Consider the following 24,137-nt stretch of genomic DNA (forward strand, 5'->3'; position numbering starts at 1 on the left):
GCCATCAGCCGACCAGAACGATCCGCGCCGCGCGCCCCAGCGCATAGGTGCCGATCTGACGGATCTCGACCGCCAGCCCGCCCGAATGGCCCATATCCTCCACCACCGCGGCCGCGTCATAGGTCCAGGGCGAACGGTCGGTGACGATCCTGCGCAGTTCCGTCGACCCGGCCAAAAGGCGCAGTTCATAGCTCTCCCGATCCTCGCCCAGGGGCACGTCGGCCCCGCCGGTCCAGCGCCACCCGCTCCTGCTGCGCCTGGTCCAGCCGACGATCCAGCCGCCATCCCCGTCCGGACGCGCCGTGACATGCACCGGGGAAGGCGGCGCCAGGGCCTCCCCCCTTATCGTCAACAGCGCATCGGCCGGCTCGCTGTCGCCGACCCCGATCGCGGAGACATGGAGGCTGCCGCCAATCTCCACCCCGCCATAAGCGGCAAGCTCGACCAGCCGGTCCTCCTCCAGCAGCAGGAAGGCCTCGCCCTCGCCATGGGAATCCATCGCCCATTCGGTTCCGAACAATCCCCGCCGCAGCCCTTCCAGCCGGAAACTGGCGGCCCCGGTCTGCACCACATGGCTGAACTGGACCAGTTCCCGCCCGACGAGGCACAGATTGCGCCCCAGCCCCAGCGCCGCCTCGTCCGCCCCCGCCAATTCCATGTCCGCCGACAGCAGAGTGACATGGAGGGCATTGATCCGGTCGATCATCGTCACGCTCCCCGCGGCCAGTCCATTGTCCGTTCGCCCCATCACGGCGCGGCCGGCCGTCCGCCCGGCAGGCGAAGCCTCTCCCGTCGCACCGACGACGAAAAGCGCCGCGCCGCGCCACGCCTCGCCACCGCTCGCCGCCGCCACGATCAGGGGAGCGGCCGCCGCCCCTTCCCTGATCATGGGCAGATCGGCCAGCATCAGCGTGGTCGGGCCATGCGGCGTGTCGGCCTGCCGCACCATCGCGCCGGAGGACGCCCCCGGCGGAATCGCGGCGCCCGCCCCCGGCAAGCGCCTCAAGGCGAGGCGCACGGCCATCGCCTCCCATTCGCGCTCCTCTATCCGCCACCGGCCCGGCACGCCTTCCACCGCGACGACATCGCCCGGCGCATGGCGCAGCGCATCCCACCCGCAGCGCAGCGTCATGGTCGATCGCCCCGCCCAGGCCATCCCCAGCTTCCGCGCCGCCAGCGACCGCGCCTCCTCGCCCGACAGCACCATCGGCAGGTCCACCCCCTGCTCCAGCCGTCCCGGCCCCGGCCGTCCGATACGCTGCACACCCGCCTGATAGTCGCGCGCCGGATCATGATAACGGACCGACAAGGCCGCCGGCACGCTGTCCGCCGCGCCGCCCGCATGCTCGAACCCGTCCAGCGCCCGCCCATTGACCGACCGGCACAGCGCCCCCGCCGCGATCCCCGCCGTCCCTTCCCCCTCCGCGGCCCGCAGGCGCAACCCCGCTTCTTCCGCCACGAAGGCCAGGCCGAACGCCTCCACCAGCGGCGCCAGCGCATCGCCCACATCGGCGCCGCCCGCCGCCATGCCGGCGACCGCGCCCAGCCCATCGCCGGTCAACATCCCCCCGCTCAACGCCGCCGCCAGACCGGCAATCGCGACCGGCCCCTCGTCCGCCTCCACCTCGAAGGTCAGTGAAGGAATGCGGTTGCCATAATCCGCCAGCGCCAGATCCTCGAACACGGCATAGGCGATCCCCCGATGCGCCGGCGTCGCTCCCACGCCCTCCGCTGCCGCGATCAGCGGATCGACCGCCTGATCCTCGCCTCCGCCATGCAGCCTGAACGCCCCCAGCTCGGTCTTGAAGTCCCCCGCCGCCCCGCGCAGCAGGTTGCCGTCCGCCCAGATGCGCCGCACCGACCGCACGGCCCGCGCCGACAGCGCCACGGCAAAGCTCGCCGAATAGCTGTAGCTGGTGACGCTGGGCCGCCCCTTGCCTCCGCCGCTCCTGCGCCTCGTCTCCTTGAGGTCCGTCGCCCAGATCACGGTTCCCGCCACCCGCAGCGTCCCGAACAGCCTCGGCACCTGCGACCCATAGGTCGACGTCTGGACCTGAACCTCGTTCAGCCGCCGCCCCTCCACGCCCTTGGGCCTGAACAGCACCGCATGATCGAAGGCATTGCCGATCAGCCCGCCGATGACGCCCCCCAACGGCCCGCCAATGGCCGTGCCAAGGGAGGTCAACACGATCGTCGCCATAGATTCTCCTATTCCGCCCGCCAGTAACCCAGCACCGGCCAGGGCGAAGGCCCCGGCATCTCCACGACGCGCCCCACGCCCGCATGGGCATGGACATGCCCGCCCGGCACGACGATCATCAGGTGCAGTTGCAACGGCCCCGGCCGCACCAGCGCCAGATCGCCCTCGCGCGCCGCATCGACCCGCCGCAACCCCGCCGCGCGCAGCCAGTCCGCCGCCCGGCCCTCATCCCCGGACCGCAGCCCATATCCCTCCGGCGGCGCCCGCCCCAGCACCAGCGCCGCCAGCCCGACGCAATCCAGCCCCCGCTCGGGCAGCCGCCCGTGCAGGCGGAACCGCACGCCCACCAAGGCGCGCGCTGCCGCCACGACCCCGCTCACGCCGCCCCCGGATAGCGCGTCAGCAAATCCGTCCCCGGCAGATAGGGCTCCCCCCGAAAATTCACCGCATTGCCGAACCGGCCGACGCACGTCGCCAACTGCCGGTCGCACCCCTCGGTCAGCAGCGCCAGCGCACCCGCCTCCACCGCAAAGGGCGGCGGATCGGCCAGGCCGACATCCTCGGCGCCATTGTCGATCACCCCCTGCACTATCCCGCCATTGGCCCCGGTCAGCCAGCGCAGCGTCCCGAAGGCGTAGGCCCCCGGCTCCAGCCCGGCCACGCTCGCCACCGCATCCTCCACCGCGCCGACGGCCACCACGCGCCGCCGCCCGGCCAGATCGACCCGGCACTGCCTGTCCCCCAGCGCAGCCCGGCAGTCCGGCGAAGTGGACGGCGCGACAGAAGCCTTCAGCGCCGCCATCGCGCCCACCAGCTCTGCTGAAAAAGCCCCCGCCTTGCGCGTCACGGCCCCGATCTCCCCCCGCGCCAGCAGCAGCCACAGATCGCCCGGCGCCTCCCACTCGGTCAGCCGCAACTCCAGCCCGGCCCCGTCCCAGCGCCCCGCCATCAGGTCCGCCTCGCTGATCGCATCCGCCACCAGCGCGCCTTCGACATCGCTGTCCGCGCCCTCCACCCCGATGCCGCCGCGCACGGCGGAAGGCGTCATCCCCGGCGCCGCCCGATAGAGCAGATGGCCGATCTCCAGATCGCGATCATGGCTCGTCAGCCCGATCGTCACCCCGTCCCGCCGCTCGATCCGCCAGCAAAAGGCCAGCGTCGCCAGCGGCTTCTCCAACGCTTCCAGCCCGCTCATTCCCTGATCTCCACCAACGGCACCGACGGCGCCTCGCCCGCCGCGAAGGTCGCCCGGTTGATGTCCAGCCGGTCCTCGGCAAAGCGCACCGGCACGTCGAAGCGGAAACCGGCCGTCAGCACCGCCCCTTCGGCGGGCGCGACATCGAAGGCCATCACGCCCAGCCCGGCATGGCTCCAGCCGCCCATCATCTCCACGCCGTCCACGGCGACCCGGATGGTCCCCGCCACCGGCCGCGTGATCCGCCGCGCCTGCGCCTCCTCCCCCGCGCCGTAGAAGCGCTGCAAGGGAAACTCCGCCCGCACCCCGTCGCCCAGCCCCAGCCGCTGGTCCAGCGGCCCCGGCGCCTCCCCCATGCCGCAACTGCGGTCATCGAAGGGATCGCTGAACCGGAACCCCCGCGCCGCGCCCCGCCGCGCCCGGAAGAAGGCGATCAGCGCCGCCATGTCCGCCTCCGACCGCACGCCCGGCCCGGCATCGAAGGACAGGCGCGCATTCGCCCAGTCGCTGCTGCGCCGCTCATGCCCCGAAACGCTCTCCACGACCTGCGTCGAAAAGGCCGGCGCGACACTCGCCTCCCGCCCGACGCCCAAAGGAAATGACACATCATCAAAGGCTTGCACATCTTCCTCCCCATTCAATCTGAAGCAGGTGAAGCCGTCCCGCGCCACCTGCGGCAGCGCCCAGATGAAGGTCGCGGCCGTCCCCCGCCGCACCGCCGCATCCGCCGCCGCCGCGATCTCCCGCCATTGCGCGGCATCCTCCCCGCGCAGCACGAAGCCCGAAAGATAATGCTGCGCCTCGACCGGATAGCCGAGCCGCTCCACCGCCAGTTCGACGCCCCGCGCCGTCAGCCGCTCGCGTCCCTGCGTCACCCAGTCATAATCTTCCAGTTGCAGCACATCGAAGGCGGGCGACGCCCATCCCAACGGCATGTTCGCCCGCTTGGCTTCCGGCGCCAGCGGATCGAGCACCGTGGGCAGATAGGCGAGCAGATGCGTCACCGCCCCCGGCGCCACCCCCTTCACCCAGGCGCAGAGCGCCGCCGTCGATGCCGCCAGCACTTCGCCCGCCCGGTTCAGCAACGCCTTCTGCCCGGCGCTCAGCGTCCCCCGCACATCCGGGATCGACACCAGCGCCGTCCCGAACGCCGCCCGCGCCGCATCGTCATACAGGCAGATGCGCCCGTCGGCGGGCATCACCCACCACCAGGGCTCGCCCACCTGAAATCCGATCTCCAGTCCAGCCGCCAACCCGATGGAAACAAAGGCCCCTGCCACCAGCCGCAAATAGCTCATCGCCCCGTCATGCGCAGGGGAAAGCAGGGTGGAGGGCGGCGACCAGCCCGTCAGCGCGGGAGAACCATCCTCCGCCCGCTGCTTCCAGTCGTTCCAGCAGTGCGCGTCGAACAATTCATAGGAAAGCGACCAGATCACCCCCAGCCCCAGCGCCTTCGCCCGCCGCGCGAAATCGGCATGCCAGGCGGCGCAGGGCGCGTTCAGCACCCCGCCGGCCAGGCTGATGTAAAATCCGCCGCCCAGCGGTTCCAGCCGGAAATAATGGCTCATCCCGACATAATGGTTGATGTCCCCGCGATAGCCCAGCGCATGGATCGACGCGACGATCCGCTCCGGCGTCTGGTTGAAGCAGTCGTCATAGCCGGTCGCCATCGACAGCCCATGTTCGGGCAGCACCGCATCGCCCACGCGCAGCACCGACCCGGCCCCGTCGCAGCCCATGTCGGAAAGCTCGCACCACCCCTCGACCCCGCCGGCAAAGGCGGCGCTCCCCGCATCGTAACCGGGCGCGGCGAGGGAGATGAACATCCGGTCCACATCGCCTGCCCAGACCTCTTCCCCTTCGCTCAACAGGAATCCGCTCCTGATCGCGGCAAAATCCAGTGTGATCACAGCACCTTCCGGCCCGCCGCTCGCATAGTTCCACAAGCGCACATACCAGGCCCGCGCATGCCCCGCCGCGTCCCTCCCCTCGATGGTCAGCGTCGGCCCATGCGTCTGGTCCAGTCGCCGCAACCCTCCGCTCCGCCAGCGGAAGCGCAGCACGCAATCGCGAAAATCCCGATCCGTCTCATAGGCCAGCAGGGCATGGCTCCACTTGTCTTCCGCCTCCCAGATCAGCCCCGCCAGATCCCCGGACCCGTAAAAGACGGCATCCACCCGAAGCGCGTCCGGCGCGGTGGTGACGACACCCGCCATCATCGGCCGGGGAAAATTGACGGTCCAGTGCGTCGGCGCGAACCGCTTCATGAACCGCGCCTCCTGCCCCCGCCGCGCATCGGCCAGCCAGTAAGCCAGTCTACTCATCCGCTTATCGCCCCCCTGACCGCCCGGGCCACCTGCCGCGCGCTGCGCGCCAGCAATCGGGCGCTATCCGCCCCCTGCCCCTGCACCGCGATGCTCACCCGCACATCCCGCGCGCCACCACCGCCATGGGGAACAACCTGCCCGCTCGCGGTGGGTACAAAGACCTCCGGCCCCCGCTCCCCCACGACATAGGCGCGCCCCGGCGCCACCGGCCCGCCGGTAGCCCGCCCCGGCAAGCCCAACACGGACGCCGCCAGCCCGATCAGCCCGCCATCGCCCCCGATGCCGTTCATCCCGGCCCGCAAGGCGCTGGCCGCAATGTCGTCCAGCACCCGCAGCGCAATGGCCTTCAGCTCCTCGAAACCGAACTGCCCGGTCCGCACTGCCCGCAACAACCCCTGCTCGATCCGCCGCCCGGCCCGCTCCGCACCCGTCGCAAGAGGCCCTTCCAACTCCCCCCGCATGGTCTCGACATCCCGCGCAAAACCCTGCCTGTCCGCCCGCACCCGCACGACCAGATTGTCGATCTCCTCGTCCATCCCTCTCACCTCGCAACCGAAAAGAAAAAGCCCCTCCCTTCAGGGAGGGGTTTGGGGGAGGGGAAAGCCCCACATTCCAACCTCAATCCGGCATCCCAGCCCGCAACCTCTCCAACTCCCCGCGATCCATCCCCACGCGCGCCTCGTCCTCATCCCCATGAGCCGCCCGCAACACGCTCTCCAGTTCCGCGGGCGTCGACCGCCAGAACTCCTCCGGCCGCCATCCCAGCAACCACCCCGCGACCCCTGCCAGCCGCGCCGCCGCTTTGAAAAAGCTCATCGTCCCCCCAAAATCTGCCCGAGTATCCCGCGCAGAACCGGCGTCAGCTTCGCCAGCCCCACCGCCACGATCGCCTCGCCCAAAGCCTCCCGCGTCAAGCCGGCCGGCGGCTCCGCCAGGCAATGCCAGAACAGCCCGGCCATCTCGCCCAGCGACAGCTTCCCGTCCGCCGCCCGCTCCACCAGCGCGAACAACGGCCCCAATTCCTCCTCGGCCGCCACCAAAGCCGCGAAACTGGGCCGCAGCACAAGGCGCTCCCCACCCAGTTCCAGCGCAGCCTCGCCCCGGGCACCGTTAGCTGGGGCGCCATTGCCCCCGCTCACAGCGACACCACCGGCCCGGAACTTTCCAGGCTCAGCGCATAGTTGCGCTCGCCATTATAATCCCCGGCATAGTCCAGCCGCGTCACCAGAAAGCGCCCGCGCATCTTCTCGCCGCTTTCGAAGCTCAGCTCATAATCCTCGATGGTCCCGGCCAGCGCATGGTTGCGCAGCCGCACCTCCGCCGCCGATCCGGTGAATATGCCCGCCGCCGACACGCTGACGGATCGCACGCCCGCACCCGACAGCAGCTCGCGCCAGCCGCCCGATCCCTTGTGCGTGACGTTCACCGCCTCGCCGTTGACGGACAGTTGCGTGGTCCGCATCCCGGCCACGGTCGCATAGGCCGCAGGCGCCCCGCCATCGCCTATTTTCAACAGAAACGCGCTTCCTTTTTCCACGCCCATGGCGCATTCTCCTCTACGATAAACCGTGCAAGATTCGGGATTTGGAGAGAGGCCCCCTATGTTCGTCACCGCCCCCCTGATGCTGTTGCTGGCCGCCGCTCCGCAGGGCGGCGTCGATGTCGGCACTGGCCGCAAGGACTATTCGCAGTGCCTGTCGAAACAGATTCAGCCCGCCATCGACAAGAAACTGTCGCTCGGCGATTTCCAGTCCGCGCTGAAGAGCGAATGCGGCGCCAAGGAAGCCGCCTTCCGCGCCGCCATCGTCGCCGACGACAAGTCGAGCGGCATGTCGGACAAGGACGCGCAATCGGACGCCGACGACCAGATCAGCGAATATCGGGACAAGATCGTCGGAGAATATGAAGACTATTCGAAGCCGGGCAGCTAAGCCCACCACTCCCCCGCTTCACCGCCGTCCCCGCGAAAGCGGGGACCCATCCTCCCCCGCGACGCCGACGGGCCGCCTCGGTTAGAGCCAATCGACATTCAGATGATGACGAGCCGAGCCGAAGACCACCGAAGGTAAAATGATGGTTTTCCGTGACCCGGAGCGCAGCGTACTCAAAGTACGTGAGCACCGGAAGCACGGAAAAGTGTCATTTGCAGGCCGTCAGGGCTGAATGTCGATTGGCTCTAAGCCCGCACCACCCGCACCCGATAATCCGCCAGGGCCTGCCACCCGTCCCGCGCCGCCGTCCGCGCCACGCGGGACCGCACCAGCCGCGCGCCAACGACCCGCCAGCCCTCCACCGGCCCCAGCGCCCGCATCGCCGCATCCACCCGCTCCAGCAGGCCGCCCAGCCGCGCAGGCGCCTCCCCCACGTCGAACACGCTGACCGCCACGGTCAGTTCCCGCCCCTCCACATCCTTCGCGCCCCAATCCAGCGCGATGCAGTCCCCCACCACCCCATAGGGCGCGCTGGCCCGTCCCGGCGCGCCGTCGAACAGCCCGTTCACCCCCGCCATCAAGACGGCATCCCCACGCAGGGCCGCAACCACGGCTCCACGCACCGCCACCTCCGCGCTCATCGCCGCCCCCCTCCCGAATGCCGCACCGCTTCCCGCAGCGCCAGATCGCCCATCCACCGAGCCTTCAGCCCGCGCCCGGACAGCCGCACCGCCTCACCCTCGACCTGCGCCTCCACGCCGGCCGCCGCCAGAGCCGCGGCAATCCCCCGCCGCCGCGCCTCCATCCGCGCCTCGACCAGCGCGCCCAGCCATCCCCTCATGCCCACCGCCCCCTCATGCTCATGCCAGCCGCATCCGCCGCCATGGCCGCCACAGCGCGCTCACCACGGCGGGCGGCGTCGCCACGTCCCCGCCCCGCGCCGCGAAATGCTCCGCCGCCAGCCGCACGATCCCCTGCCGAATCGCGTCGGGCAGCGCATCCTCATCGACCGCCAGCCCCGCGCGATAGCGCACCACGACCTCCCCCGGCCCATCGACCGGCCGCGCCCGCACCCAGCCATCGCCGGAAGCATCGATGTCGATCGCATGGGCCTCCGGCGCCAGCGCCACGCCGGCCGCCTCCACCCCCTCGATCGCCACCACCGGCCGCGCCGTCAGCCTCTGCCAGCTCCCGTCCGCGACGACCGTCTCCGACGCCTCCCGCACCACCAGCCACTGCCCGATAAACTGCTCGCAAAGCCCCGAAGCGCTTCCCAAAAGCCGCTCCAGCACGCCATCCTCATCATCCGACCCGATCCGCAACCAGGCCTTGAGATCCGCCAACATGGCCCCTCCCACCAAAAAAGGGGACGCCCCGCAGGACGCCCCCAGTCTTTCCTTCTCCCCTTGTGGGAGAAGGATACGCAGCCTTAGCGGCAAGGCCGCTTAGGCGAAGTTGGATGAGGGGTGATCAGGAAGCCGCGAACTTCATCAGCTTGATCGCCTCCGAATTGGCCACGGCCCCGCCGATCCGCTTCACCGCATAGAAATGCACGAACGGCTTGTTGCTGAACGGATCGCGCAGGATGCTGGTCTCGCTGCGTTCGGAAATCACATAGCCCGCCTGGAAATTGCCGAACGCGATCGACAGCGAACCCGCCGCAATGTCCGGCATGTCCTCGGCCTCGACCACCGGATAGCCCAGCAGCGTCGCCGGCTGCCCCGCGCTCAGCGAAGGCTGCCAGATGAACGCCCCGTCGCTGGTCTTCATCTTGCGGATGACCGACAGCGTGGCCGAATTCATCACGAAGCAGGCCCCCTGGCGATAGGGCGCGCGCAACGCCTGCACCAGGTCGATCAGCCTGTCCTGCCCCGAAGCGGCAAAGGCCCCCGAAGCCCCCGACGCCACATATTGCAGCGACCCGAAGGCGCGCACGCTGTCCGCCTCATTGGTCGTCGTATAGGTCAGGAAGCCCTTGGGCTTGTTCGTCCCATTGCCGTTGACGAAGGCCGCGCCCTCCGCCGCCGCGAACTCGCGGGCGATCTCCCCGGCCAGCCAGCCCTCGACATCGAACTGCGCATCGTCCAGCATCGCCTGGCTCGCCGCCGGATTGGCGTATAGCTCGCCCGAAGGCGGCACGATCTCGTTGAAGCTCGGCGTCGCCGTCTCCGCCCGCGCGCCCGTCTCGCTGGCCCAGCCGGACACGATGCCGCCCGACGTCACCAGCTTGCGATAGCCCGCCGTCCCCGTCCGCACGACATTGGCGATCGACCGGATGGGCGAAATCGCCTTCAGCGTCGCGCCGATGATCTGGTCGATCTCCCGCGGCACCGCATAGCCGCCCGCCGCGCCCGAAGCGCCGGAAAAGCTCTTGAGCTCGACCCCGGCCTCCAGCCCCTGCCGCACATAGCGCTCGACGAAGGCGGCCCGATGCGGATCGACCGCCCCGCCCTTCACGCCATCCAGCGCGGGCCTCTGCTGAACCAGCAGCGCCCCCCTCAACGCCGCGACCTCACTTTCCAGCCCGGCGATGCGCTCACCCTGCGCCATCACGTCAAAGCTCGCTTCCAACTGATCCGTCATCCACCACTCCCACGAAAAAGGGCGGCCCACCGGACCGCCCGAACAGCTCCTTCTCCCCTTGTGGGAGAAGGATACGAAGCCTTGGCGGCAAAGCCGCCCAGGCGAAGTTGGATGAGGGGTAAGGCCCCCTATTCCACCGCAATCACCCGAGCCAGATCCTGCATCGGATGCGTGACGACGCTCACCTCCACCACCTCCAGCTCCAGCAATTCCCGGGGCGAAACCCCTCTCGCCTCCCGCACCCGATAGCCGAAGGACAACCCGTCCACCGCCTTCTCCCGAAGCGCGCGACCCGCCTCCCGCCCCGCCGCCGTCCGCCCGGAAACCCGCCCGATCACGCGCAGGCCCCGCGCATCCTCCTCGACCTTCTCGACCGTCCCGATCACCTCGCCGGGCCGATGCTGCCACAGCAGCGGCACCCCCGCCGCCACCCCGGCAAAGGCCCCTGCCCGCACCACGTCGCCGCCCCGGTCCACCCGGTCGAACACCGCCGCATAGCCGGCGAACCGCACGTCACTCATGCGCCAGCCCCAGCAGACCCAGCTTCACCGCCATCCCCAGCAGCATCAGCGCGGTGACGATCCGCACGACCCAGGCGACGACCGCGCCCCGCGCCGCCTTCTTCGCATCGCGCCAGCCGCCCAGCAGTTCGCGCAGCTCCCGCACATCCGCCTCCGCCCCGCGATCCGCCAGCCCCAGCCGCTCCAGCGCCCGCCCCGCGCCCAGTTCGCTCGCCTCCTCGACCAGCGCGCGGATCATCAGCATGTCCGCGCCCGCCGGCTGCGCCTCGGCCTGCGCCACCAGCCGCGCCAGCATCTCTCCATCATATTTCATCACCTGCCTCCGCGCCCGTCGCCTCACCCCATGCCCAGCATCGCCTTCTTCTCCTCCGCCGACAGGAAGTCCGCGGCCGCCACCCGGTCCCACAGCGCGCTCCTCTCCTCGAACAGCGCGGGCACCGCATCCAGGTCGGCGCCCAGGCACAGCGCCGGCCACCAGCCCTGCAGACCCTGCGCCAACCCGCCCCAGATCTTCGCCAGCAGCGGCAGGATCGTCTGCCGCCACAACGCCCGATTGGCCTCGCGATAATTGGCGTAGCTATTGTCCCCCGGCAGGCCCATCAGCATCGGCGGCACGCCGAAGGCGAGCGCGATCTCCCGCGCCGCCGCCGCCTTCAGCCCCACGAAATCCATCTCGGCGGGCGTCAGGCTCATCGCCTTCCAGTCCAGCCCGCCCTCCAGCAGCATCGGCCGCCCGGCATTGGCCGCGCCGGAAAAGGCGACCTCCATCTCCCGCTTGACCCGCTCGAACTGCTCGGGGCTCATCACCGACCCGTCACCCGGATCATAGACCATCGCGCCTGAAGGCCGCGCCGCATTGTCCAGCAGCGCCTTGTTCCACACCGTCGCCGCATTGTGGATCGCCACCGCCCCGGCGGCCGCCCCGACGCAGCCCAGCCCATAATGATCGTCCAGCGGATGCAGCGCCTTCAGGTGCACGATCCCGGTCCTTCCGGCGCCATCCTCGGGCGACAGCCGCGTCACGCTTTCCCCGACGCGGTAGAGATAGGCCGCCGGCCATCCCCGCGCATCCGCCTCCACGCTCACCCGCTCGGGCCGCAGCGCATACAGCTCGCCCGGCATCCCGTCCGCGCCCAGGATGATCTGCACATAGGCATTGCCATGCAGCAGCAGATGGCCCGCCACCGTCTCCACCAGCGACTGTCCGGACGAACAGCGCGCCACCAGCGCCTTCACCCGCGCCCGAACCTCCTCCGCGACGCCGCCGACAACCAGCGCGGTCCCGCCAGCCCCCTCCGACACCAGCCGCAGCGCCCTCTGCGCCACCGGATTGCCGATCACCCCGGCCCGCACCTGCTGCTCATAGCTGGCCGGCCACTCGCCCAGCGCGACCCCGCCCGATCCCCAGGCACGCGCCAACACCGGCCGCGCCCCGCCGCGCGCCGCCTTCACCCCGAACAATTTCATGGACCCACCCACCGACAAAAAATCCTCCCCCCCGGAACGGAGGGAGGATCGTGAAGGTCTGCGGCGCTCAGCCGCCTACCGAAAACCGGACGGGTCTGCCCCGTCCCCGAACTCTCAGGGATTGCGGGCCAATACCCGATCGCAGGCGGAATTGGTCCCCTCGCTCTTCCCGATCACGCGCCCCGCCACAGCGCCCGCCGCACCGGCCAGCAGGGATTCGCCCAGACTGCCGCCGGCCAGCGCGCCGACGCCGGCCCCGCCCGCCGCACCGATCGCCGTGCCCTTGTCCCGCCCCTTCTTCGCCTGGAGCAGGCAATAGCGCACATCATCCCGATCGCGCGGCGCGGCCCGCGCCACCCGCGCCCGCTCCTTGCCGTTCAGCGAAGCCGCCAGCACCGGCGAACCCACCAGAGCCAGCCCCGCCGCAGCCATCGTCCATCCGGCCAGTTTCATGACCAATCTCCTTGCAAATCAGACGAAAGGACTACGCAAACACCAGGTCATTGTTCCCCCATTACGAACCGGCAATGTCGGTCGATCATGACCATAGCGCTCCTGCGAAGGCAGGACCGCGCAGGATCAGGCATCCCCCCATATCCCCCGCACCCGCGCATCCCCGCGCCGCCCCAGCATCAACTCGGTTAACCCCCACACCAGGGCATCGGCCCGATCCGGCGACCGCCCCGGCCCTTCATAGCCGCCGCCCAGCATCATCCCGCACATCTGGTCCTCCAGCGCGGGAAAGCCGCCCCGATGCGCCACCCGCCCGGCCTCATAGAGGGCCGCCACCGGCTCGGCCCGCGCCACCTTCCCCCGGCTCGCATGCACCAGCCGGACGGGCAGCCCGGCCTCGGCGGCGCGCAGCACGCTCTCGACCATCGCCCCGCCATTATTCGCCTCGGCCACGACCCGGTCCGCGCCATGCACCAGCGCCGCCGCCGCCACCGCCCGCGCCCAGCCCTCCGGCGTCGCGCCCTCCACGGTCGCATCGGCAATCACATAGGCGCGCCGATCCGCCCCCAGCCCGACGACCACGATCCCGCAGGCGTCGCCATGCGCGGAGGCGGGCGGATCGACCGCCACCACCACCCGCGCCAGCCCGCCGCGCACATGCGCCACCCGGCACCGCTCCAGCAGATCGCGGGTCCACAGCGCGCCCTCGACTTCCTCGATCAGCTCGCCCTCCAGCTCCTGCCGCCCCAGCCGCGTCCCGCCATAGCTCCGCTCCATCGCCGCCAGGAACCCTTCCGCCAGATGCGCGACATTGTCCGCCGTCCGCCCCCGCGTCACCACCACGTCGCCGCCGTTGCGCGCCACCAGCCCCCGCACCAGGGCGACGGGCCGCGGCGTCGTCGTCGCCAGCACGCGCGGCGCGCCGCCCAGCCGCATCCCCATCATCAGATTGTCCCACACCGCCTCGCCGCCCGCCCATTTGGCGATCTCGTCGGCCCAACCATGGCTGAACTGCGGCCCGCGCAGCCCCTCCGCCTCTGCCGCGCCGTAAAGCGTGGCGATCGCGCCATTGGGCCAGACCAGCTTGCGCAGCGCCGGCGCGAAGACCGGCCGGTTCCACCAGGGCGCGATGGACAACAGGCCCGACGCCCCCTCCACCATCACCGCCCGCGCCTCGCCCAGCGTCGCGCCGACCAGCGCGATGCGCGCCGCCGGATCGCTCTCCGCGACCGACCGCACCCACTCCGCCCCGGCCCGCGTCTTGCCGAACCCGCGCCCCGCCATCATCAGCCAGATGCGCCAGTCCCCTTCGGGCGCCAGTTGCTCCGGCCGCGCCAGCCAGCGCCAGTCATGCGCCAGCGCATCGGCCGCCGCCGCGCCCAGCCCGGCCAGCACCCGCTCGCGCGCCGCCTCCGGCAGATGCGCCAGCCGTTCGAAATCCGAAAGGGCCATGCGCCCGCCTCCATTCATCGATTTTCCACGGCCGCCGATTTGGCCGATCAGCCCCACATCCCTATATGCCCGCCATGAGTTCCATCCGCCCCGCCCGCGCCGCCGACGGCGCCCGCCTGCTCGACATCTGGCGCAAGGCCGTCGACGCGACCCATGATTTCCTGACGCCGGCAGACCGCACCGCGATAGAGGCGGAGGTCGCCGCCTTCCTCCCCCACGCGCCCGCCTGGCTCGCCACCGACCCGGACGATCACGCCATCGGCTTCATGCTGATCGACGGCACGCATATGGAGGCGCTGTTCATCGACCCCGCATGGCGCGGCCAGGGGGTCGGGCGCCGCCTGATCGACCACGCCCTGTCGCTCCACCCCACGCTCACCACGGACGTCAACGAACAGAATGCGCAGGCGATCGGCTTCTACGAAGCCATGCGCTTCGCCCGCACCGGCCGCTCCGACCAGGACGGCCAGGGCCGCCCCTACCCCCTGATCCACCTCCGCTACGCCCCCTGACGAGATGACCTGAAACGGCCAGTTTTTGTCGTTCTTCGAGCCGCTCTGCGTCCCGAAAACCTGCCGTTGCAGGAATTGCTCGAAAGCCTATGATCAGCAAGCGCTTGGTCTGAGGGAAAATAATGTTTGTTTTTTGGTGGATGGGTCGAGGCTATGTCACCGCGCTAACCATATTTGGCACAATGATGGTTTTTGCGCTCATGCTCCAAATTGCGCAGCCCCTACTACCAGATCAACGATGGTATTGGGGGCTGTCGTTAATTGCAGCGGCTATGGTGAACTGGAAAGTGGGCAGCTATTTTAATCGAAAACGTTTGCTGAAGACACCTAAAAGAAATTTGAAGGAACGGCTACTGTATAAAGCTCCAAATCGCTTTATGTCTGTCCCAATGGAGACGTTTTCGATCGCAATATTTGCCGCCGGTTTAGCCTTGACGATCTATGGTGTCCTATATCCAGATGTCGGATAATCATCTTGCGTTACCCCAAAGCCGACTGCCCGCAAACCACCCTCCATCGGCTTTCCCGGCCTACGAATCGCGTCCAGCTTCCTGTAACCCGCTGGTCCGGCTCGGGATTAGAAACTGCCCAGCGGCAAGCGACCATTTGTTGCCGCTTGGATCAGTAATTCGGGTTCCCGATTGCCGCCACTAAACGACTTGGCCGTTTGGTAATCGATACGGCACATGCAGAGCAGGATCGGGACTTTCGTGCCACTTTACGAGAAAATCCCAAGCTGCCTTTTCATGTGGGTGCGCCAGCCATCCCAGTTCCTCCCGATTTTTTCGATAGGTTTCGAGTAGCCCAGTTAAGGATTGCGGTATGCGATCAAGCTGGTCCTTGATGAGTCCGACCCACAGGTCAGCCGGAACCGGCAAGCCGTGTTCGACTTGAAAACGGCCCAATACATCGTCGTTCGCTATGTAATAGCCGACGAAGCCTCCCTGAAAAATACCGCTCTCCGTTCCCGGCTTATGTTGGTTCAACCACTGCCGAAGAGCGGGAATGTCGATGCCCACAACACCGAGAAGTCGAAACCCCCAAGGCCTGCGTTGCGCATCGGGATCGAAATAGGACGCGATCTCGCCAGACGATTGTTGCATCCAAACTTTATTCGCACCTTTGAAAAGGCGTTTTTCGAAAAAGCCTTCAGATTGAAAGGCTCGTGACAACTCCGTCCGAAAACTGCGAATGTCCATCGCCTACACCTATTCTACCGAAGCTGAGCTACAGATAGTTTCCTATGCCGACAGCCCAGAATTTCAAATGGATCTTCCGCAATCGGGAGAAATTCCGCCAAAGCCGCCATCCCCCTACCCACCCAAAATCCCCTACCCCCCACTCCGCTTCCGCACCTCATCCAGCGCCGCCCGCAACCGCTCCACCGCATCCTCGCCATCGGGCCGCTCCACGCTCTCCAGCCGCTGCATCTCCTCCACCTCCTTCTCATGCGCCCTGAACAGCAGCGCCTGGATCATGTGCGGATGCCCCCGCCTGATCTTCCGGCTCTTGACCGCCCCTTCCCCGTCCAGCACGATCTCCTCATCCTCCGTGCCGAACAGCGCCTGCCGCAGCATCAGCGCCCGCAATTCCTCATGCCCGATGCTCAGCGCCTGCTTCCACGCCCGCGCAAACGCCGGATCGCGCCGCTTCAGATAATAGACGGTCGACAAGTTCCGCCCGACGACCCGCGCCGCCTCGCTGACGTTGCAGGTCAGCGCCAGCGTCTCCAGGAACTTCTGCCGCAGCGCCGGCGTCCAGCCATTCCGGCGCACCGCGCGCATCTGCGGCGCGACGCCCAGCGCCCCCTGCGGCCCATTCTCCAGCGCCAGCACCCGCTCGGGCGCATTGGCCCGCCCGCCGAACCGGCTCCTCTTCCCTTCTCCGTCCGCCACAGCCAATCCCCCGCATGCAAAGCAAAGGGGCCGGCCCCGACAAGGACCAGCCCTTCACCGCCTCATCGGCGACTCACATTTTCCCAATGTAGACCTATGTGCCAGAACAGCGTGACGATGTCAACAAAAATGTTCCATATGGGTTAAAACCTCCTCCCGGTTCACCGCCCCGCATCGTCCCCGCCGGCCACGCTGCGCGTATAGTCGATCCTGATCCGAACCCAGCTCCCGACCATCACCTTGCCATTCACCCGCGGCGGCAGCACCAGAAATTGCCACGCCGCCAGCCGAACCGCCTTGGCAAAGCCGGACCCCATGGGCGATTCCCCCAGCGCCTGGCAGTTCTCGACATGGTAATGATCCACCGTCTTGCACGCGACCAGACCCCAGCCGCTTGTCGGCGCATCGGCGGGCAGATAGCCGGCCAGTTCCGCATGGCTCGGCCGCCGGTACCATTCCGCATCGAACAACTGCACGCCCCCCGGCCCCTCGCCCGGCCCCGCCGCCGCCGCGCTGTTGCCCTGCCCCGTCGCGCCGTCGGCCGCGCCCTTCTTCGCCATCTTGCCGATGTCGGCGGACGCCATCTGCTGGCTGTCCAGCACCAGGAACGGCAGCGGCGAGGGCTGCTGCTCGGTCGGCTTCACCACGGGACGGTCGCGCTTGACCACCGGCTGCTGCACCTGCCGCCGCGCCGATTTCTCCTGCTTCTTCTTCTCGCTCTTCTCGGCCTTGCTCTGCGCCTTCTCCGCCTTGGGCGCGGGCGCCATCTCGAACGTCACCGGATTGCGCAGGTCCGGCAGCCGGATCACCGGATCGGGCGCCAGCGTCAGCAACGCCAGCAGCAGCAGCGCGTTGAACAGCAGCGCCAGCAGCAATCCGCCGCCGCGCTCGCGCCATTGGGAGGGAAGGGATAAGGTCAAATTCACTCGGATGCGCCGGGCCGGACTCATAAGGGGTCATGCCCAGACGCCGCCGCGCCGTCAACGCCGTGGCGTCAACAGATATCCTCCTCCCGGACGACAGGACGGCTTTCCCGGGTCGCCCGCATCCGGCTCGCCCTGTCGTTCGGGTCCGACGTCAGCACGACATGATCCTCATGCACCTCCAGCAGCACGCCGGCAAAGGGCATGCCCTCCAGACTGCCCGTGACCCGGTAGCTGATCGAATCCCCGACCTTGAACGTCGCGGGATCGGTATTGAACTCAAAGGGACAGGCGCCCTCTCCCATGCCAAGCATATGCGTCTCCTACACGGCAAAGCTACCGTGGCGACGCGGCACCGATCAAGGCCCCTGTCGCTTCCATCACAAGGGCGTTACAGGCCGGCCATGGACATACGCCTCGCCCGCCCGTCGGACCTCCCCCGGCTCCACCCGATCATAGAGCGCGCCTATCGCGGCGAAACCGCCCGGCAAAGCTGGGCCATAGAGACCGCCCCGCCCGCCACCCCCCGCACCAGCATCGCCGCGCTGGAGGCGATCCTCGCCGACCCCGCCGAACGCCTGCTGGTCGCGCCCGCTCCGGACGACGCCCCCATCGGCTGCGTCCATATCTCCGACCGGGGCGACGGCCGCGCCTGTCTCGGCCTGCTCTGCGTCGATCCCGCGCTCCAGTCGGGGGGCCTCGGCCACCGCCTCATCGCCGCCGCCGAACAGCTCGCCGCGACCGCCTTCGGTACCCGGCGGATGGAAATGACCGTCATCTCCACCCACGACAATCTCATCCGATATTATCGAAGACGCGGCTACCGACCGACGGGAGAGACGCGCCCCTATCCCGTACCGCTCGATCCGCCGCAGCAGATGGTCGTCCTGGCAAAAGCACTGGCGGCCCGAAAGCAGTTGGGCTAGGGCCTCAACCCGATGCTCACCAAGCTCTACCAATGGACGCTGGCGAAAGCCGCCCACGCCCACGCCGAACGCTGGCTCTTCGCCATCAGCTTCATGGAAAGCAGCTTCTTCCCGATCCCGCCGCACCCGCTGCTGGGCCTGATGTGCCTCGCCCGCCCGGAACGCGCGATCCGCTTCGGGCTGATCTGCACCATCGCCTCGGTGCTGGGCGGGCTGTTCGGCTATGCCATCGGCCATTTCCTCTATGAAACGGTCGGGCAGCAGATATTGCACGCCCTCGGCCTCGCCGCGAAATTCCCCGTCGCCGCCTGCTATCTGCGCGATTATGGGGCAGAGATCATCCTGATCAAGGGCGCGACGCCGATCCCGTTCAAGCTCATCACCATCACGGCGGGCTTCATCGGCCTCTCCCTCTTCACCTTCCTCTGGGCCAGCGTGCTCAGCCGCGCCTTCCAGTTCATGCTGGTGGGTTTCCTGTTCTGGAAGTTCGGCCGCCCGATAAAGGCGTTCATCGAAAAATATCTCGGCCTGCTCTCCGCCGCCTTCCTGGTGCTGCTGGTCGGCGGCTTCATCGCGGCCTCCGCCCTGTCCGGCGGCGGGGACAAGAGCGACAAGTGCAGCCACGCCACCATGGCCACCCTGCACTGATCCGCACCGGCATGAAGGACATTCCGGCCCGCTTTCCGAAGCTCACCGCCCTGCTCGCCGGATTCGCGGCGGCCACCGGCTTCGAACCGCTGAAGCTCTGGCCTGTCACCCTCGCCTGCTTCGCGCTGCTCATCCTCCTGATCGAACAGGCTCCCGACCGCCGCAGCGCTTTCCTGCGCGGCTGGCTGTTCGGCGTCGGCCATTTCACCCTCGGCCTCAACTGGATCGCCCACGCCTTCACCTTTCAGGACGCGATGCCCCACTGGTTCGGCTATGGCGCGGTGGTCCTCCTGTCCCTCTACCTCGCCGTCTATCCCGGCCTGGCCACGCTGGCGGCCCGGTGGCTGTACCATCTACAGAACAACGTGTTCCTGCGAAGGCACTGGAACGAGACAAGCGGCTCGCGACAGCCCAGTCCCGCCGTCAGAACTGGACTCCTGCCTCCGCAGGAGCACGCCACACTTCCTTTCACCCTCCTCTTCGCCGCCTGCTGGCTCACCTCCGAATATCTCCGCGCCACCGTCTTCACCGGCTTCGCGTGGAACCCGCTGGGCGTCACCCTCCTCCCCACCGGCATGGCGATCGCCTCCACCCTGATCGGCACCTACGGCCTCGGCGCGCTCGCCATACTGGCGTCGGGCGCGCTCCTCCTCGCCCTCCGCCGCCGGTTCCGCCCCGCCGCCGCGCTCATTACACCCCTCATCGCCCTGACCCTGTGGGGCAATCTCTCCCCCGCCCCGCCCACCCCCACAGGCGCCCCCAAAATCCGCGTGGTCCAACCCAATATCGGCCAGGACGAAAAATATTCGCCCGAACTCGAACGGGCCCATTTCCATACCCTCGCCACCCTCTCCGGCACGCCGCGCCCGGCCCCTCGCCTGATCTTCTGGCCCGAAGCCGCCATCCCCGCCTATCTCGACATGGAGCCCGACTGGCGCGCCCGCCTCGCGGCCCGCCTCGGCCCCGGCGACCTCCTCATGACCGGCGCGACCAAGGTCTATTTCAAACAGGTCGGGAAAGAAGGCGTCCCGGAAAACGCGCTGGCCGGCGCGAACAACAGCCTGTTCGTCGTAAACGCCCAGGCCCGCCTGCTCGGCCGCTACGACAAGTCCCATCTCGTCCCCTATGGCGAATATCTGCCGATGCGCCAGGTTCTCCAGCCGCTCGGCCTGTCCCGCCTCGTCCCCGGCGCCGTCGACTTCTGGCCCGGCCCCGGCCCGCAAAGCCTGGCCCTGCCCGCCACGCTGGGCCGCCCGCCGCTCAGGATGGGCGTGCAGATCTGCTACGAGATCATCTTCTCCGGCCAGGTTGTGGACGAAGCCAACCGCCCCGACTTCCTGTTCAACCCCTCCAACGACGCCTGGTTCGGCAGTTGGGGCCCGGTCCAGCATCTGGCGCAGGCCCGCCTCCGCGCGCTGGAGGAGGGCATCCCCATCATCCGCTCCACCCCCACCGGAATCTCCGCGGTGGTCGACGCCCGCGGCCATATCCTCGGCAGCATCGGCCACCACCACGCCGGTTTTCTCGACACCGCGCTCCCCCCCGCGCTGCCGCCGACGATCTTCGCGCGGTTCGGCAATCTTCTCCCCTTCGCCTTTGCAGCGCTGCTCGTCCTCGCCTGCATCCCACTTGCCCGGTTGCGCGGCAGCCGCTAAGGCATCCACTGCACATAAAGATTTCTTTATACGCAGACACAGCATCAGACTGGAGCAACCATGCGTTCGAACTACCTCTTCACCTCGGAATCCGTTTCCGAAGGCCATCCCGACAAGGTCGCGGACCAGATTTCCGACGCCATCGTCGACCTTTTCCTGTCGAAGGACTCCGAAGCCCGCATCGCCTGCGAAACGCTGACCACGACGCAGCTCGTCGTCCTCGCCGGGGAAATCCGCTGCAAGGGCGTCTATGAAAATGGCGAATGGGCGCCGGGCGCACAGGAAGAGATCGAACGCACCGTCCGCGACACGGTAAAGCGCATCGGCTATGAACAGGACGGCTTCCACTGGGAAACTTTCCGCTTCGAAAACAATCTCCACGCCCAGTCGGCGCACATCGCGCAGGGCGTCGACGCCGCCGGGAACAAGGATGAAGGCGCGGGCGACCAGGGCATCATGTTCGGCTTCGCCTGCGACGAAACGCCCGACCTCATGCCCGCCACGCTGGACTACAGCCACAAGATCCTGGCGAAGATGGCCGCCGACCGCCACAGCGGCCGCGCCCCCTTCCTGGAGCCGGACGCGAAGAGCCAGGTGACGCTGCGCTTCGAAAACGGCAAGCCCGCCGCCGCCACCGCCATCGTCGTTTCGACCCAGCACGCGCCGGGCTATGACGAAGGCGAGAAGGAAGCCGAGCTCAAAAATTACGTGAAGGGCGTCGTCGCGGAAATCCTGCCCGGCGAACTGCTCTCGGATGAGACCGTCTATCACATCAACCCGACCGGCAGCTTCGAAATCGGCGGCCCGGACGGCGACGCCGGCCTTACCGGCCGCAAGATCATCGTCGACACCTATGGCGGCGCCTCGCCCCATGGCGGCGGCGCGTTCAGCGGCAAGGACCCGACCAAGGTGGATCGCTCGGCCGCCTATATCACCCGCTATCTCGCCAAGAACATCGTCGCCGCCGGCCTCGCCCGCCGCTGCACGATCCAGCTCGCCTACGCCATCGGCGTTTCCGAACCGCTGTCGCTCTATGTCGACACCCACGGCACCGGGACGGTCGGGGACGACAGGATCGAACAGGCGATCAAGAACATCAAGGAACTGGGCGGCCTCACCCCGCGCGGCATCCGCACCCATCTCGGCCTCAACAAGCCGATCTACCAGCCCTCGGCCGCCTATGGCCATTTCGGACGCAAGGCGGAGGGCGACTTCTTCCCCTGGGAACGCACCGACCTGGTGGAAAAGCTCAAGGCCGCCCTTTAAGGCGCGCCGGGATTCCGTTCAGGGCAAGGCGAAAAAAGCGCGAAGCGCAGTTCGGCAGGTAAGCGCCGGAAGCGCGGAAAGCCGCCATTTGGGCTGAATCCCACACACCCGATCCGGGTCGGGAAAGCACATCGCATCAGGGGTTGCCGGTCGCCCGGCAGCCCCTTTTTCATGGCCCCTTACCCTTCCTTAACCATGCTCCGCCTAGCGCCGGATGGATCAAGGAGACATGGTTTGGCCTCTTCCCTCTCTTACGGCGCCCAAGGCGCCGAAGCCGCGTGGACAGCCCTCAACCGCAGCCAGGCGGTGATCGAATTCGCGCTGGACGGCACGATCCTGACGGCCAACGCCAATTTCCTGGCCCTGATGGGCTATGGGCTGGAAGAGATTGCGGGCAAGCACCACCGGATCTTCTGCACGCCGGACCATGCCGCATCCCAGGAATATGCCGATTTCTGGCAGAAGCTCGGTTCCGGCGCCTTCGACGCCGGCGCCTATGAGCGCCGCGACCGCAACGGCCGCGAAATCTGGTTGCAGGCCACCTATAATCCCGTCTTCGAAGCCGACGGCACATTGCGCAAGGTCGTGAAGATCGCCACCGACATCACCCGCCAGGTCCGGCAGGAACGGGAGGCGCGTCATCGCCTGGCCGACAGCCATCGCCTCCAGCACGATCTGGAGCGGCAGAAGAATGCGCTGGAAAAGACGATGACCCAATTGGCCGACATCGTCTCGACCATCCGCGGCATCGCCGCCCAGACCAACATGCTCGCCCTCAACGCCCGGATAGAGGCGGCCCGCGCCGGGGAGGCCGGCCGCGGCTTCGCCGTCGTCGCGGGCGAGGTCAAGAAACTGGCCGACGACACCCGCATCGCCACCGAACGCGCCGCGGCCATGATGCAGCAGGAACGGATCGGCCTGACGGACCGGCAATCGGCGGCCTGACAAGGGCCCCCGCATGGCGGCAACATGACGAAAAGTTCATTGGCATGCCGCCCGCAAAACGCCCATAAGCAGGGCGTCGGACCCGCACCCCTGTCGGGTCCGGCAACCTCTTTCCAAGGGGAATGCGATGACCAGGCCACTGACTTCCGCCCTCCTCGGCCTAGCCCTCATGACCGGCAGCGTAGCCCCAGCGTTGGCCGCGCCATGCAAGGACGCCAAGGGCAAGTTCGTCAAATGTCCGCCCAAGCCGGTCGCCAAGAAGGGACCGTGCAAGGACGCCAAGGGCCGCTTCGCCAAGTGCAAATGACCTGACGGGTTCGCATCGGCCCCGGCCCGTCGCCTCCCAAAGGAACAAGCCCGACGCCGCCCACGGCGTCAGGCCTGAGCCTCCTGTCCCCGGCATCATCTCCTCAACAACGGGGACAGGAGGCGCCCCATAACGCTCCCCTCCTTACCCCATCCCCCTTCCCGCATTTTTCGATCCGGCAGGTGATTTCACTCGCACCGAAAATGCTCTATCCGCCCGCGCATGACAGCGCATAAATCCGGCGATCCCACCACGCTCAACCGCCTCTACGGCCGCCAGTCCGGGCACAAGCTCCGCAAGGGGCAACAGGAACTGGTCGATTCCCTGCTGCCCGCCCTCTCCGTGCCTGAGGAAGGGGATGTCACCGCCGCGGGCCTGTTCGGCTATGACCGTCCCCTGCATTTCGAAATCGGCTTCGGCGGCGGCGAACATCTCGCCTATCGCGCCGACCTGCTGCCCGATCACGGCTTCATCGGCTGCGAACCGTTCCTGAACGGCGTCGTCACCGCGCTCGGCCATATCCGCGACAGGGCGCTGGGCAATGTCCGCCTCCACATGGGCGACGCGCTCTCCGTGCTCAGCCGGATTCCGGACGGCTCGCTCAGCTTCGTCTATCTGCTCCACCCCGACCCCTGGCCCAAGGCCCGCCACGCCAAGCGCCGCATGATGAACCCCGGCCCGGTCGCGATGATCGCGCGCAAGCTGAAGCCGGGCGGCGAATTCCGCTTCGGCACGGACCATCCCGTCTATCTGCGCTGGGCGCTGATGGTGATGAACGGCCATCCCGATTTCGAATGGCTGGCGGGCTCTCCCACGGATTTCCAGCGCCGCCCCGGCGGCTGGCCCGAAACCCGCTACGAAGCGAAAGCGCGCAGCCTGGGCCATGAAGTCTGGTACTTCCGCTACCGCCGCCGCTGATCGCCGCCCCGGC

Annotated in this window: 31 protein-coding genes; 10 read left to right on the plus strand and 21 right to left on the minus strand. The window is 68.2% G+C overall.

The genetic code is table 11. The features are described 5' to 3' along the window. Positions 1 to 4 precede the first annotated feature (4 nt). The 8 genes from A8G00_RS01060 to A8G00_RS01095 all read right to left on the minus strand — a co-directional run bounded on the left by A8G00_RS01060 (position 5) and on the right by A8G00_RS01095 (position 7,265). Positions 5 to 2,200, minus strand: a complete 2,196-nt coding sequence (locus A8G00_RS01060) for a phage tail protein (RefSeq protein ID WP_102999727.1) — start codon at positions 2,198 to 2,200, stop codon at positions 5 to 7. 8 nt (positions 2,201 to 2,208) lie between these two features. Then, positions 2,209 to 2,568 carry a hypothetical protein gene (locus A8G00_RS01065; protein ID WP_102999808.1) on the minus strand — a complete coding sequence of 120 codons (360 nt, stop codon included), beginning with the start codon at positions 2,566 to 2,568 and terminating at the stop codon, positions 2,209 to 2,211. An 8-nt stretch (positions 2,569 to 2,576) separates the two neighbouring features. Next, on the minus strand, positions 2,577 to 3,395 hold the full coding sequence (locus tag A8G00_RS01070) for a DUF2163 domain-containing protein (protein WP_102999728.1): 819 nt from the start codon (positions 3,393 to 3,395) through the stop codon (positions 2,577 to 2,579). Further along, entirely contained in the window at positions 3,392 to 5,719 is a 2,328-nt protein-coding gene (locus A8G00_RS01075) for a DUF2460 domain-containing protein (protein ID WP_102999729.1), read from the minus strand. The genes A8G00_RS01070 and A8G00_RS01075 overlap by 4 nt, the downstream gene beginning before the upstream one ends. Then, positions 5,716 to 6,258, minus strand: a complete 543-nt coding sequence (locus A8G00_RS01080) for a tail tape measure protein (protein ID WP_102999730.1) — start codon at positions 6,256 to 6,258, stop codon at positions 5,716 to 5,718. The genes A8G00_RS01075 and A8G00_RS01080 overlap by 4 nt, the downstream gene beginning before the upstream one ends. A gap of 82 nt (positions 6,259 to 6,340) precedes the next feature. Continuing rightward, on the minus strand, positions 6,341 to 6,538 hold the full coding sequence (locus A8G00_RS01085; protein ID WP_044662595.1) for a phage tail assembly chaperone: 198 nt from the start codon (positions 6,536 to 6,538) through the stop codon (positions 6,341 to 6,343). Continuing rightward, the gene (locus tag A8G00_RS01090) at positions 6,535 to 6,861 is read right to left on the minus strand and encodes a gene transfer agent family protein (RefSeq protein ID WP_239659820.1); all 327 of its coding nucleotides are present in this window, start codon (positions 6,859 to 6,861) and stop codon (positions 6,535 to 6,537) included. Before A8G00_RS01090 ends, A8G00_RS01085 begins: the two co-directional genes overlap by 4 nt. Then, positions 6,858 to 7,265 carry a phage tail tube protein gene (locus A8G00_RS01095; protein WP_025552304.1) on the minus strand — a complete coding sequence of 136 codons (408 nt, stop codon included), beginning with the start codon at positions 7,263 to 7,265 and terminating at the stop codon, positions 6,858 to 6,860. Before A8G00_RS01095 ends, A8G00_RS01090 begins: the two co-directional genes overlap by 4 nt. A 58-nt stretch (positions 7,266 to 7,323) precedes the next feature. Between A8G00_RS01095 and A8G00_RS01100 the strand changes: the two genes are divergently transcribed. Beyond that, on the plus strand, positions 7,324 to 7,653 hold the full coding sequence (locus tag A8G00_RS01100) for a hypothetical protein (RefSeq protein WP_025552306.1): 330 nt from the start codon (positions 7,324 to 7,326) through the stop codon (positions 7,651 to 7,653). Between the two features lie 245 nt (positions 7,654 to 7,898). Here A8G00_RS01100 and A8G00_RS01105 read toward each other — a convergent pair whose 3' ends face one another. The 9 genes from A8G00_RS01105 to A8G00_RS01145 form a co-directional block, all read right to left on the minus strand. Beyond that, entirely contained in the window at positions 7,899 to 8,294 is a 396-nt protein-coding gene (locus A8G00_RS01105; protein WP_102999731.1) for a DUF3168 domain-containing protein, read from the minus strand. Next, positions 8,291 to 8,494: a hypothetical protein gene (locus A8G00_RS01110; RefSeq protein WP_025552243.1), complete on the minus strand. Its 204-nt coding sequence runs from the start codon at positions 8,492 to 8,494 to the stop codon at positions 8,291 to 8,293. The genes A8G00_RS01105 and A8G00_RS01110 overlap by 4 nt, the downstream gene beginning before the upstream one ends. Positions 8,495 to 8,513: 19 nt before the next feature. Beyond that, a complete protein-coding gene (locus A8G00_RS01115) occupies positions 8,514 to 8,999 on the minus strand; it encodes a phage head-tail connector protein (RefSeq protein WP_025552245.1) in 486 nt (161 codons plus the stop codon). A 124-nt stretch (positions 9,000 to 9,123) separates the two neighbouring features. Further along, the gene (locus A8G00_RS01120) at positions 9,124 to 10,236 is read right to left on the minus strand and encodes a phage major capsid protein (RefSeq protein WP_044662599.1); all 1,113 of its coding nucleotides are present in this window, start codon (positions 10,234 to 10,236) and stop codon (positions 9,124 to 9,126) included. A gap of 128 nt (positions 10,237 to 10,364) precedes the next feature. Then, on the minus strand, positions 10,365 to 10,757 hold the full coding sequence (locus A8G00_RS01125; RefSeq protein WP_044662600.1) for an HK97 family phage prohead protease: 393 nt from the start codon (positions 10,755 to 10,757) through the stop codon (positions 10,365 to 10,367). Then, complete coding sequence (locus tag A8G00_RS01130; RefSeq protein ID WP_025552246.1) at positions 10,750 to 11,070, minus strand: DUF6127 family protein; 321 nt, start codon at positions 11,068 to 11,070, stop codon at positions 10,750 to 10,752. Before A8G00_RS01130 ends, A8G00_RS01125 begins: the two co-directional genes overlap by 8 nt. Positions 11,071 to 11,093: 23 nt before the next feature. Further along, a complete protein-coding gene (locus tag A8G00_RS01135) occupies positions 11,094 to 12,224 on the minus strand; it encodes a phage portal protein (RefSeq protein ID WP_044662601.1) in 1,131 nt (376 codons plus the stop codon). Positions 12,225 to 12,338: 114 nt separating this feature from the next. Continuing rightward, positions 12,339 to 12,677, minus strand: a complete 339-nt coding sequence (locus A8G00_RS01140) for a hypothetical protein (RefSeq protein ID WP_102999732.1) — start codon at positions 12,675 to 12,677, stop codon at positions 12,339 to 12,341. 126 nt (positions 12,678 to 12,803) lie between these two features. Then, on the minus strand, positions 12,804 to 14,129 hold the full coding sequence (locus tag A8G00_RS01145; protein WP_025552161.1) for a DNA-packaging protein: 1,326 nt from the start codon (positions 14,127 to 14,129) through the stop codon (positions 12,804 to 12,806). A 65-nt stretch (positions 14,130 to 14,194) separates the two neighbouring features. On the opposite strand from A8G00_RS01145, the gene A8G00_RS01150 reads away from it, so the two are divergent. Both A8G00_RS01150 and A8G00_RS24660 read left to right on the plus strand, forming a co-directional pair. After that, positions 14,195 to 14,641, plus strand: a complete 447-nt coding sequence (locus A8G00_RS01150) for an acetyltransferase (protein WP_037484348.1) — start codon at positions 14,195 to 14,197, stop codon at positions 14,639 to 14,641. 122 nt (positions 14,642 to 14,763) lie between these two features. After that, positions 14,764 to 15,111: a hypothetical protein gene (locus A8G00_RS24660; protein WP_146032538.1), complete on the plus strand. Its 348-nt coding sequence runs from the start codon at positions 14,764 to 14,766 to the stop codon at positions 15,109 to 15,111. Between the two features lie 180 nt (positions 15,112 to 15,291). On the opposite strand, the gene A8G00_RS24665 is transcribed toward A8G00_RS24660, so the two are convergent. The 4 genes from A8G00_RS24665 to A8G00_RS01170 form a co-directional block, all read right to left on the minus strand. After that, the gene (locus A8G00_RS24665; protein WP_146032539.1) at positions 15,292 to 15,840 is read right to left on the minus strand and encodes a hypothetical protein; all 549 of its coding nucleotides are present in this window, start codon (positions 15,838 to 15,840) and stop codon (positions 15,292 to 15,294) included. Between the two features lie 132 nt (positions 15,841 to 15,972). After that, on the minus strand, positions 15,973 to 16,536 hold the full coding sequence (locus A8G00_RS01160) for a hypothetical protein (protein WP_102999809.1): 564 nt from the start codon (positions 16,534 to 16,536) through the stop codon (positions 15,973 to 15,975). Between the two features lie 161 nt (positions 16,537 to 16,697). After that, positions 16,698 to 17,486 (minus strand): hypothetical protein, encoded by a 789-nt coding sequence (locus tag A8G00_RS01165; RefSeq protein WP_172451717.1) that lies wholly within the window; start codon positions 17,484 to 17,486, stop codon positions 16,698 to 16,700. A gap of 44 nt (positions 17,487 to 17,530) precedes the next feature. Next, positions 17,531 to 17,773: a hypothetical protein gene (locus A8G00_RS01170; RefSeq protein WP_102999734.1), complete on the minus strand. Its 243-nt coding sequence runs from the start codon at positions 17,771 to 17,773 to the stop codon at positions 17,531 to 17,533. Positions 17,774 to 17,863: 90 nt separating this feature from the next. Here A8G00_RS01170 and A8G00_RS01175 point away from each other — a divergent pair, with 90 nt between their 5' ends. The 7 genes from A8G00_RS01175 to A8G00_RS01205 all read left to right on the plus strand — a co-directional run bounded on the left by A8G00_RS01175 (position 17,864) and on the right by A8G00_RS01205 (position 24,124). Further along, entirely contained in the window at positions 17,864 to 18,385 is a 522-nt protein-coding gene (locus A8G00_RS01175; protein WP_102999735.1) for a GNAT family N-acetyltransferase, read from the plus strand. A gap of 12 nt (positions 18,386 to 18,397) precedes the next feature. Beyond that, positions 18,398 to 19,033: a YqaA family protein gene (locus A8G00_RS01180; protein ID WP_044662606.1), complete on the plus strand. Its 636-nt coding sequence runs from the start codon at positions 18,398 to 18,400 to the stop codon at positions 19,031 to 19,033. An 11-nt stretch (positions 19,034 to 19,044) separates the two neighbouring features. Then, positions 19,045 to 20,688 (plus strand): apolipoprotein N-acyltransferase, encoded by a 1,644-nt coding sequence (lnt, locus tag A8G00_RS01185; RefSeq protein WP_102999736.1) that lies wholly within the window; start codon positions 19,045 to 19,047, stop codon positions 20,686 to 20,688. 60 nt (positions 20,689 to 20,748) lie between these two features. Beyond that, positions 20,749 to 21,954: a methionine adenosyltransferase gene (gene metK / locus A8G00_RS01190; RefSeq protein ID WP_048578481.1), complete on the plus strand. Its 1,206-nt coding sequence runs from the start codon at positions 20,749 to 20,751 to the stop codon at positions 21,952 to 21,954. A 234-nt stretch (positions 21,955 to 22,188) separates the two neighbouring features. Then, complete coding sequence (locus tag A8G00_RS01195) at positions 22,189 to 22,899, plus strand: methyl-accepting chemotaxis protein (RefSeq protein WP_102999737.1); 711 nt, start codon at positions 22,189 to 22,191, stop codon at positions 22,897 to 22,899. 127 nt (positions 22,900 to 23,026) lie between these two features. After that, a complete protein-coding gene (locus tag A8G00_RS01200) occupies positions 23,027 to 23,206 on the plus strand; it encodes a hypothetical protein (RefSeq protein ID WP_025551528.1) in 180 nt (59 codons plus the stop codon). A gap of 222 nt (positions 23,207 to 23,428) precedes the next feature. Next, a complete protein-coding gene (locus A8G00_RS01205; RefSeq protein ID WP_102999738.1) occupies positions 23,429 to 24,124 on the plus strand; it encodes a tRNA (guanosine(46)-N(7))-methyltransferase TrmB in 696 nt (231 codons plus the stop codon). Positions 24,125 to 24,137 lie beyond the last annotated feature (13 nt).

Source organism: Sphingobium sp. SA916, assembly GCF_002894065.1.
Lineage (GTDB): Bacteria > Pseudomonadota > Alphaproteobacteria > Sphingomonadales > Sphingomonadaceae > Sphingobium > Sphingobium fuliginis.

Coding starts and splice junctions, on each gene's coding strand:
- A8G00_RS01125 (WP_044662600.1), bottom strand. CDS start 10,757: ATGAGTGACGTGCGGTTCGCCGGCTATGCGGCGGTGTTCGACCGGGTG.
- A8G00_RS01060 (WP_102999727.1), bottom strand. CDS start 2,200: ATGGCGACGATCGTGTTGACCTCCCTTGGCACGGCCATTGGCGGGCCG.
- metK (WP_048578481.1), top strand. CDS start 20,749: ATGCGTTCGAACTACCTCTTCACCTCGGAATCCGTTTCCGAAGGCCAT.
- A8G00_RS01105 (WP_102999731.1), bottom strand. CDS start 8,294: ATGAGCGCGGAGGTGGCGGTGCGTGGAGCCGTGGTTGCGGCCCTGCGT.
- A8G00_RS01095 (WP_025552304.1), bottom strand. CDS start 7,265: ATGGGCGTGGAAAAAGGAAGCGCGTTTCTGTTGAAAATAGGCGATGGC.
- A8G00_RS01165 (WP_172451717.1), bottom strand. CDS start 17,486: ATGAGTCCGGCCCGGCGCATCCGAGTGAATTTGACCTTATCCCTTCCC.
- A8G00_RS01205 (WP_102999738.1), top strand. CDS start 23,429: ATGACAGCGCATAAATCCGGCGATCCCACCACGCTCAACCGCCTCTAC.
- A8G00_RS01130 (WP_025552246.1), bottom strand. CDS start 11,070: ATGAAATATGATGGAGAGATGCTGGCGCGGCTGGTGGCGCAGGCCGAG.
- A8G00_RS24665 (WP_146032539.1), bottom strand. CDS start 15,840: ATGGACATTCGCAGTTTTCGGACGGAGTTGTCACGAGCCTTTCAATCT.
- A8G00_RS01170 (WP_102999734.1), bottom strand. CDS start 17,773: ATGCTTGGCATGGGAGAGGGCGCCTGTCCCTTTGAGTTCAATACCGAT.
- A8G00_RS01135 (WP_044662601.1), bottom strand. CDS start 12,224: ATGAAATTGTTCGGGGTGAAGGCGGCGCGCGGCGGGGCGCGGCCGGTG.
- A8G00_RS01150 (WP_037484348.1), top strand. CDS start 14,195: ATGCCCGCCATGAGTTCCATCCGCCCCGCCCGCGCCGCCGACGGCGCC.
- A8G00_RS01175 (WP_102999735.1), top strand. CDS start 17,864: ATGGACATACGCCTCGCCCGCCCGTCGGACCTCCCCCGGCTCCACCCG.
- A8G00_RS01115 (WP_025552245.1), bottom strand. CDS start 8,999: ATGTTGGCGGATCTCAAGGCCTGGTTGCGGATCGGGTCGGATGATGAG.
- A8G00_RS01120 (WP_044662599.1), bottom strand. CDS start 10,236: ATGACGGATCAGTTGGAAGCGAGCTTTGACGTGATGGCGCAGGGTGAG.
- A8G00_RS01110 (WP_025552243.1), bottom strand. CDS start 8,494: ATGAGGGGATGGCTGGGCGCGCTGGTCGAGGCGCGGATGGAGGCGCGG.
- A8G00_RS01180 (WP_044662606.1), top strand. CDS start 18,398: ATGCTCACCAAGCTCTACCAATGGACGCTGGCGAAAGCCGCCCACGCC.
- A8G00_RS01085 (WP_044662595.1), bottom strand. CDS start 6,538: ATGAGCTTTTTCAAAGCGGCGGCGCGGCTGGCAGGGGTCGCGGGGTGG.
- A8G00_RS01200 (WP_025551528.1), top strand. CDS start 23,027: ATGACCAGGCCACTGACTTCCGCCCTCCTCGGCCTAGCCCTCATGACC.
- A8G00_RS01070 (WP_102999728.1), bottom strand. CDS start 3,395: ATGAGCGGGCTGGAAGCGTTGGAGAAGCCGCTGGCGACGCTGGCCTTT.
- A8G00_RS01140 (WP_102999732.1), bottom strand. CDS start 12,677: ATGAAACTGGCCGGATGGACGATGGCTGCGGCGGGGCTGGCTCTGGTG.
- A8G00_RS01100 (WP_025552306.1), top strand. CDS start 7,324: ATGTTCGTCACCGCCCCCCTGATGCTGTTGCTGGCCGCCGCTCCGCAG.
- A8G00_RS24660 (WP_146032538.1), top strand. CDS start 14,764: ATGTTTGTTTTTTGGTGGATGGGTCGAGGCTATGTCACCGCGCTAACC.
- A8G00_RS01145 (WP_025552161.1), bottom strand. CDS start 14,129: ATGGCCCTTTCGGATTTCGAACGGCTGGCGCATCTGCCGGAGGCGGCG.
- A8G00_RS01075 (WP_102999729.1), bottom strand. CDS start 5,719: ATGAGTAGACTGGCTTACTGGCTGGCCGATGCGCGGCGGGGGCAGGAG.
- A8G00_RS01080 (WP_102999730.1), bottom strand. CDS start 6,258: ATGGACGAGGAGATCGACAATCTGGTCGTGCGGGTGCGGGCGGACAGG.
- lnt (WP_102999736.1), top strand. CDS start 19,045: ATGAAGGACATTCCGGCCCGCTTTCCGAAGCTCACCGCCCTGCTCGCC.